Source organism: Holdemania filiformis DSM 12042, from assembly GCF_000157995.1.
GTDB classification, from domain to species: domain Bacteria; phylum Bacillota_I; class Bacilli_A; order Erysipelotrichales; family Erysipelotrichaceae; genus Holdemania; species Holdemania filiformis.
The window spans coordinates 54,848-61,624 of sequence record NZ_GG657559.1 but is presented as its reverse complement, the minus strand read 5'-3'; the positions used below and the strand labels follow the sequence as shown (position 1 = coordinate 61,624).

The following is a 6,777-nucleotide window of genomic DNA, read 5'->3' as shown; positions in this document are numbered from 1 at the left end:
TATGATTATGCGCGTCGATGATTTTCACAGTTCCAACCCCCTCTCTGCTATCAAGTCCCGCATATTGCCATACGTCACTTTTTCAAAGAGGACCGGATCCGAAACTGCCAGCTTCATTTTCAGCTTTTCCATTTCAAAATGATAGAATGGAACATCCGTCCCCATTAGAAACCGATCCGGACAAGCAGCGATTGCCCGTTTAACAGCCGATAAGGAAACTGTCGAACCGTCCAGATAGATATTCTGATTGCGCTGACATACCTTAATCGCGTCGTTCGCTAACCAGCAGCCGCCCATATGCGCCATCTGGAATGTCACGTTCGGCCACCGGCAGGCCGTTCTTTCCATTTGCAGCGGCGAACTGTTCGGCGCATCGGATGTACAGTGAATGATGCAGTGGAGATGATACCGGTCGCAGACTTCCAGCAGCGGATCCAGCATATACGCCCGGTCGGCAGGATAGGCGTCCAGCACCGGATGCAGCTTCAATCCCCTGACGCCGCGATGCTTCACCGCCTCTTCAAACCATTCGACACAATCCGGATGATAAGGATTGACAAATGCGAATAAAATGAACCGGTCGGCATGACCCTGAACTTCTTTCAGCATTCGTTCATTCTCGCTGCGGCGGGAATCGGCCGGCATCAAAAATACCCGTTCGATGTCGGAAGCGTCCATTTCCTGTAAGAGTGCATCCACGTCCAGAACTTCATCGTTCCGATCTTTCAGATGCACATGAGCATCCATAAACTTCATTTCAACCTCCCTGAGGCACCTCGATGTATACGCTTACATCATACAAGAAAACGAATGAGGGGTCGGATTCAATCTCTGACGCACTTGTGTCATTCGACTTAATTTTGATGATAATGAATTTCATGAAGAAACATTACCTGCGATATTTCCTGTTTTTTCCTCTTTTTTCAGAGTCATTTTTGAATCATTTGTGTCATCGGTTGAATCCGAGTAAGCTTTCAATCCTGACGTATAATAAGACTATGGATCAGGAGGGGACGCTAATGAGTTTCTTTTTAGAATTACAGAAAAATCATTCTTCAACCCCCGTTGAAAAAAGTATTATTAATTACATTATCAATCACCCAAACGAAGTGATTGAAATGACGATGGAAGATCTCGCACGGGAAACTTATACGTCGCGTTCCACAATTTCCCGTTTCTGCAAGAAAAATGGATATGAAGGGTTCAATAGTTTGAAAATGCAGCTGGCAATTGAATTGAATCTGTTCTTAAAGGATGAAATGTCCAGCAGTACATCGCTGTTATTTGAAAAAGGCGACAATGCCTCCAGCATTATTGATAATATTACATCGCAGGATACTTACTCAATCATTGAAACCGTGCGGACCAATCCGGTTGAACATATTGAAAAATTAGCGGACAAAATTCTGAATTGCCGCCATGTCGTCTTTCTTGGCGTACAGTTTTCAGGCATTATTGCTTATGACGCACATCTTCGTTTCTCCCGGCTGGGTATTCCCTGCAAATACTTCAATACAGAATGCGATATTCTGACCTATTCTTATTTCGCCGATCCGCAGGACGTCGTCATTATTTTTTCATACTCCGGGAAAACCGCGGTGATTCTGGAAGCTGCGGATCATATTCGCGGCAAGGGGACTTTCCTGGCATCTGTCACCAAAAACTACAATAATGAACTGTTGGAAATCAGCGATCTTCATCTTTATATCAACAGCATCGACGACCCCGAGAATAATTTGTCGCTCTCCTCACGGATTGCGGCGCTGTGCCTTGTTGATATGATTTACGCGGTCTTGGTCAATAAGAAAAGCGATAATTTCTACGATAAGCTGATGCAGACGAACAAACTGTATAAGAAGCATTTCGGGAATTAAGATGACGACTTCAATCTTTCATCAGATGGCAATCATGACCGCGTTGATTGCTGCCGGCTGGTTCTTATGCAAACGGGAAATTCTGCATGCTGATCATATACCCTCGCTCACCCAGCTTTTGCTTCAGGTTGCCTCGCCATCCGTCATTCTGTTGTCCGGCAATGAAATTTTCCAACAGGAACAGGCACGCTGGTTATTGACGAGTTTCATCTTAGCAATCGTGTTTCATTGTTTATTCCTGACCGCCGCTTTACTGCTTTTTCAGCGCGATCCGGTGTTGGAAAACGGGGTGCTGCTTCCCAATTCCGGTTTTATGGGAATTCCACTGGTTCAGGCTGTTCTGGGATCGTCCGCCGTCTTTCTTTTAACGCCGTTTATGATCGTCAACACATTAATGCAATGGACGGTCGGCGTCTATTTGATGGATCATTCTTCAGCCTTCTCCTTGAAAAAATTCCTGAAGACGCCTATGGCCATCGCTGTCGTGCTGGCGATGCTGCTTTATTTCACACCGTTAGCCTTACCGCCGATCATCGCCGATGTTCTCACGATGACCGCCGCTTTGAACACGCCGCTGGCGATGTTAATTCTGGGAGCCTTACTAGCTAAAACCACGCTGACGCAAAACTGGAAATTAGTCCGGCGCTGTCTTCCAGCAGCTATGGCCCGGCTTTTATTCATGCCGCTGCTCGTTATCTTAATATTAAAAGGACTTCCTGTTCCAGAAATGCTAAAAATGCTTTTAACGTTAGTCAGCAGCTGTCCTTGCGCGGTTAGCGTTGCGTTGTTTTCAGAAACATTGCATCAAGACTCGGTCAAAGCGACAACGCTGGTGCTTTCCAGCACGATGCTCAGCCTAATGACAATTCCGCTGATCAGTACGTTGGCCAATTTTCTTTGGCAGTTGTAAAAAAACGTCGTGAATTTTATTCTGAGTTCTGCGTTTCAGAAAGCCTAAAGAAAAAGGAGTCAACTTTCGAAAACTTCTTCCTTCAGAGCTTTGTCTTGTCACCTTCATTATAAATCAGATCTTACTATATAAGAGAGCGACGCTATTCCCTTTCGCAAAAAAAGATTGAACTTCGGCACGCAATGATGTGTCAGGTTCAATCTCTTGTTATTTTATTCCGCGCTCGGCTGCGGCAGCGCCTTCAGCTGTTGATGCCGGCTGAAGATTTCCATGAATTCCTCACCGGTAATCGTTTCCTTCTGAAGCAGGTATTCCGCTTCCTCATGCAGCAGCTGCGCGTTGTCCTCAAGAATCTTCCGGGCTTCCGCGTGCGCGTTCTTGATGATCGCCATGACTTCCTTGTCGATCAAGGTTGCCGTTTCATTCGAGCAGACCAGCGATGCGTCGCCGCTCAGATACCGGTTGTTCACCGTTTCCAGCGCCGTCATGCCGAACTGATCGCTCATGCCCAGCTGAGCCACCATCGCCCGCGCCAGCCGCGTCGCCTGTTCGATATCGTTGGACGCGCCGGAGGTGCAGATATTGAACATAAATTCTTCCGCCGCCCGGCCGCCGGTCAGCGTGCGGATCTTTTCCAGAATTTCGTCCTTGCTCATTAAGACGCTTTCCTGCTCCGCCACCTGCATCGTATAGCCCAGCGAACCGTTGGTATGCGGGATAATCGTAATCTTATGCACCGGCGCAGAATTCTTCGATACCGCGGCGACCAGTGCGTGACCGATTTCATGATAGGCGATAATCCGTTTTTCCTTTTCGGAAATGACCGCGCCTTTGCGTTCCTTCCCGGCGATCACCGTGTCGACCGCTTCATCAAAATCGTGCTGCATGACCTTGGAATGACCGTTGCGCACCGCCGCTAACGCCGCTTCGTTGACAATGTTCGCCAGCTCCGCGCCGGAAGCGCCCGAGGTGGATAACGCGATCGTGCGGTAATCGATATCGCTGTCGACGACGATGTCCTTGACGTGAACTTTCAAGATTTCTTCACGGCCCTTTAAGTCCGGAAGTTCGACAGGAATCCGCCGGTCGAACCGTCCCGGTCTTAACAACGCTTTATCCAGCGTTTCCGGCCGGTTGGTCGCCGCCAGGATGACGACGCCCTTGCTTCCGTCGAAGCCGTCCATTTCCGCTAACAGCTGGTTCAGCGTCTGTTCACGCTCGTCGTTGCCGCCCATGCCATTGGCGCTGTCGCGCTTTTTGCCGATTGTATCAATCTCGTCGATGAAGACGATGCACGGCGCTTTTTCCTGCGCCTGCTTAAACAGATCGCGGACCCGCGCGGCACCCATGCCAACGAACATCTCCACAAATTCCGAACCGGAAATCGAGAAGAACGGGACGTTCGCTTCCCCCGCAACCGCCTTGGCCAGCAGCGTCTTACCGGTGCCCGGAGGCCCGACCAGCAGCGCGCCCTTCGGCATCTTCGCGCCCAGCTTCTTATATTTATCCGGGTTGTGCAGGAAGTCAACGATCTCGCTCAGCGCTTCCTTCGCTTCATCCTGCCCCGCTACGTCCTGGAACGTCTTGCCCGTTTCCGCCGAAACATAGATTTTCGCACTGGATTTCCCGAACGTCATCGTGTTCGCGCCCATTTTCTTCGCCAGCTGTTTCGAGAACAATTGGCCGACGCCCAGGATGATGATGATCGGCACCAGCCACATCAACATATCCATCAAGAAGGAATTCTGCTGCGGAATAACCGCCGTGTACTGCGCCCCGCTCTGTTCCAGCCGCTCTGTCAGCGTCGTGTCGTTGGGCATAATGCCGGTCACGAACACATTTTTCTTGTTATCCTTGATCGTGTAGGCGATCTTGCCGGTCTGGTTGTCCACTTCTACCTCGTCGACCTGTTTTTCATCCAGGGCGGCGATCAGGTCGCTGTAACCGACTTCCTTGATCCGCTGGTTCTGGATCATCGGCGTCACGAACAAATTGAACGCCATCAGCGCGATCAACATCACGAAATAATAATAAATTAACGGTTTCTTATTTTTTGGTTTTTCTGTTTTCATAAATCCTCCCGATCCAGGAATGCGTTTAACTTCCGTAATCCTGAATTAATTTCATCCAGCTCCGCCGGCGTCATCTTTAACGAAATCTGATCACTTTGAAGCGCGATCTGATGATCGCAGTCGCGGATCAGCTGCAGCGATTTCTCCGACAGACAGATCCGCACCGTGCGCTGATCCTGTTGAGAACGCACGCGATGCAGAAAGCCGTTGCGCTCCAGCCGCTGACAGATCGCTGAGATATTGCTGACGGTCATGCCGGCCGTTTCCGCCAGATCGCAGATCCGCTGACCGTCTTCTTTAAACAGCTCGATCATCACGACCGCCTGCGGACCAGTCAGGCCCAGCGGTTCGTACAGTTCCTTCAGGCAATGATGCAGGCGCATATTAATCTGCCGTAAAAGCGACATCATTTCCATGACTTGCTCACTCATAAATCCTCCATTCCTAAATATTCAACGCATTGAATATCTATCTATTGAAGATTATAGTTCCACTCCTCATTTCTGACAAGACTTCTGCTTCACTTCACACAATCTCACAAATTTACTCCATTTTTTCCGGCAGATCTTCCAGCTGCACTTTCCGTTCGGTGAGCTTCTCTGAGAACAGGATCGCCGGATTCTGTGTTTTCAGAAACGCCATGACAGTCTGGGCGTCGCGATCATGCTGCAGCTGAATCAAGGTTGTCCTGCGGCCCTGAGCATTGATCTGCAGCTGACACGGAGCGTACAGCTTCTCCGACTTCCGCAGCGGCACCTGCGCATAGCTGCACATTGTGATTTCATCATAAGTCCCCTGGACACCCTGCTTGTTAAACCAGGAGATCCAGCGGTCTTCGAGAAAGAACGTCGTATCAACCTGCCGGTAAAGCAGCCGCTGCGGTCCCCGCAGGCTTTGGGTGAAGCGTTTGACCTGGCCCAGTTCATGCACCGCCTGAATTAAGCGAACCGCCAGTGCTGCCAGGAAAACGACGATGAACAAGCTGACGTAAAGCGATTGACTGATCCAGGCCAGAACAGTTGCCGCGATCAACAAAAATAAATAGAACATCAGCGCTCGGCTGTGTTTTTTGACGACCTGTTTCTGAATGAGTTCCGTGATGTGTTTCATAACCATCACCTCCGTTAAATTCATTGTATCATATTTTTCTTATTTCTCGTATTCATTATTCTTTTCTTATACAGATTTCAGAAATTGTACAAAAAAACCGAAGGATTGTGAATTTCAATCTCCCCCGGTTTCATTCATATTCAGGCAGCTCTGCCAGCGTCAGCGGTTTGGCTGGGACTTCATCATAGACGACCAGCGACGGATTCATCGTTTTGAGAAACCGCAGCACAGTCATGCAATCGTCCTTGCGTTCCAGCGCCAGAACGGTATAGCGCTTATCGCGGCAGTTGATCTGTAATTTCCAGCTGCGCCGCCGGCTGTCAAATTTCATCCGTGAATTCTCGCTGATCTGATTGAGATAACAGTTCTTGATCTGTTCGTAACGCACGCACAAACCTTTGCCGCGGTACCAGGAAATCAGCTTGTTGGGCAGAAAGAACGTGTTGTCCGCCTGTTTGCACAACGGCAGGGATTCTTTCAAATCGAGATCCCGGACAAAATGCCGGGCCCGGTTCCGCTGAACCAACAAATCCATGACTGCTAAAACATCGAAGATCAGACTGACAAAAAACAACAGCCACAGTGTACCGCTGAAAAAAGAAATCGTCAGCGCCAATAGATTCAGCGTCAGCGCAAAGCTCAGTTTCTCCCACGGCTCCGCCATGGCCTTGCGGATTAAACCCGCTTCAATCCGTTTCATTTCCGTCATCCCCTTTTCCTTTATTATAACAGGAAACGACAGACCGGACCGGGTCTTTCCGATCAATTCGCAATGAAATTCAGGAACGCCGCGGCAGATTGAAACTCAAAC

General features: G+C 49.2%; 7 protein-coding genes. 2 read left to right on the top strand and 5 right to left on the bottom strand.

Features of this window, described 5'->3' with window-relative positions:
• Positions 1–24: 24 nt before the first annotated feature.
• Positions 25–756: an amidohydrolase family protein gene (locus HOLDEFILI_RS12155; RefSeq protein WP_006060023.1), complete on the bottom strand. Its 732-nt coding sequence runs from the start codon at positions 754–756 to the stop codon at positions 25–27.
• Between the two features lie 263 nt (positions 757–1,019).
• Here HOLDEFILI_RS12155 and HOLDEFILI_RS12150 point away from each other — a divergent pair, with 263 nt between their 5' ends.
• Positions 1,020–1,874 (top strand): MurR/RpiR family transcriptional regulator, encoded by an 855-nt coding sequence (locus HOLDEFILI_RS12150; protein WP_039864921.1) that lies wholly within the window; start codon positions 1,020–1,022, stop codon positions 1,872–1,874.
• Position 1,875: 1 nt separating this feature from the next.
• Positions 1,876–2,784, top strand: coding sequence for an AEC family transporter (locus tag HOLDEFILI_RS12145; RefSeq protein ID WP_006060021.1), 909 nt, complete (start codon positions 1,876–1,878; stop codon positions 2,782–2,784).
• A gap of 212 nt (positions 2,785–2,996) precedes the next feature.
• Here HOLDEFILI_RS12145 and ftsH read toward each other — a convergent pair whose 3' ends face one another.
• The 4 genes from ftsH to HOLDEFILI_RS12125 form a co-directional block, all read right to left on the bottom strand.
• Positions 2,997–4,856 (bottom strand): ATP-dependent zinc metalloprotease FtsH, encoded by a 1,860-nt coding sequence (gene ftsH / locus HOLDEFILI_RS12140; protein WP_006060019.1) that lies wholly within the window; start codon positions 4,854–4,856, stop codon positions 2,997–2,999.
• Positions 4,853–5,287: a MarR family winged helix-turn-helix transcriptional regulator gene (locus HOLDEFILI_RS12135; protein WP_006060018.1), complete on the bottom strand. Its 435-nt coding sequence runs from the start codon at positions 5,285–5,287 to the stop codon at positions 4,853–4,855. Before HOLDEFILI_RS12135 ends, ftsH begins: the two co-directional genes overlap by 4 nt.
• Before the next feature lie 112 nt (positions 5,288–5,399).
• Positions 5,400–5,966: a hypothetical protein gene (locus tag HOLDEFILI_RS12130; RefSeq protein WP_039864920.1), complete on the bottom strand. Its 567-nt coding sequence runs from the start codon at positions 5,964–5,966 to the stop codon at positions 5,400–5,402.
• 130 nt (positions 5,967–6,096) lie between these two features.
• A complete protein-coding gene (locus HOLDEFILI_RS12125; RefSeq protein ID WP_156788933.1) occupies positions 6,097–6,666 on the bottom strand; it encodes a hypothetical protein in 570 nt (189 codons plus the stop codon).
• Positions 6,667–6,777 lie beyond the last annotated feature (111 nt).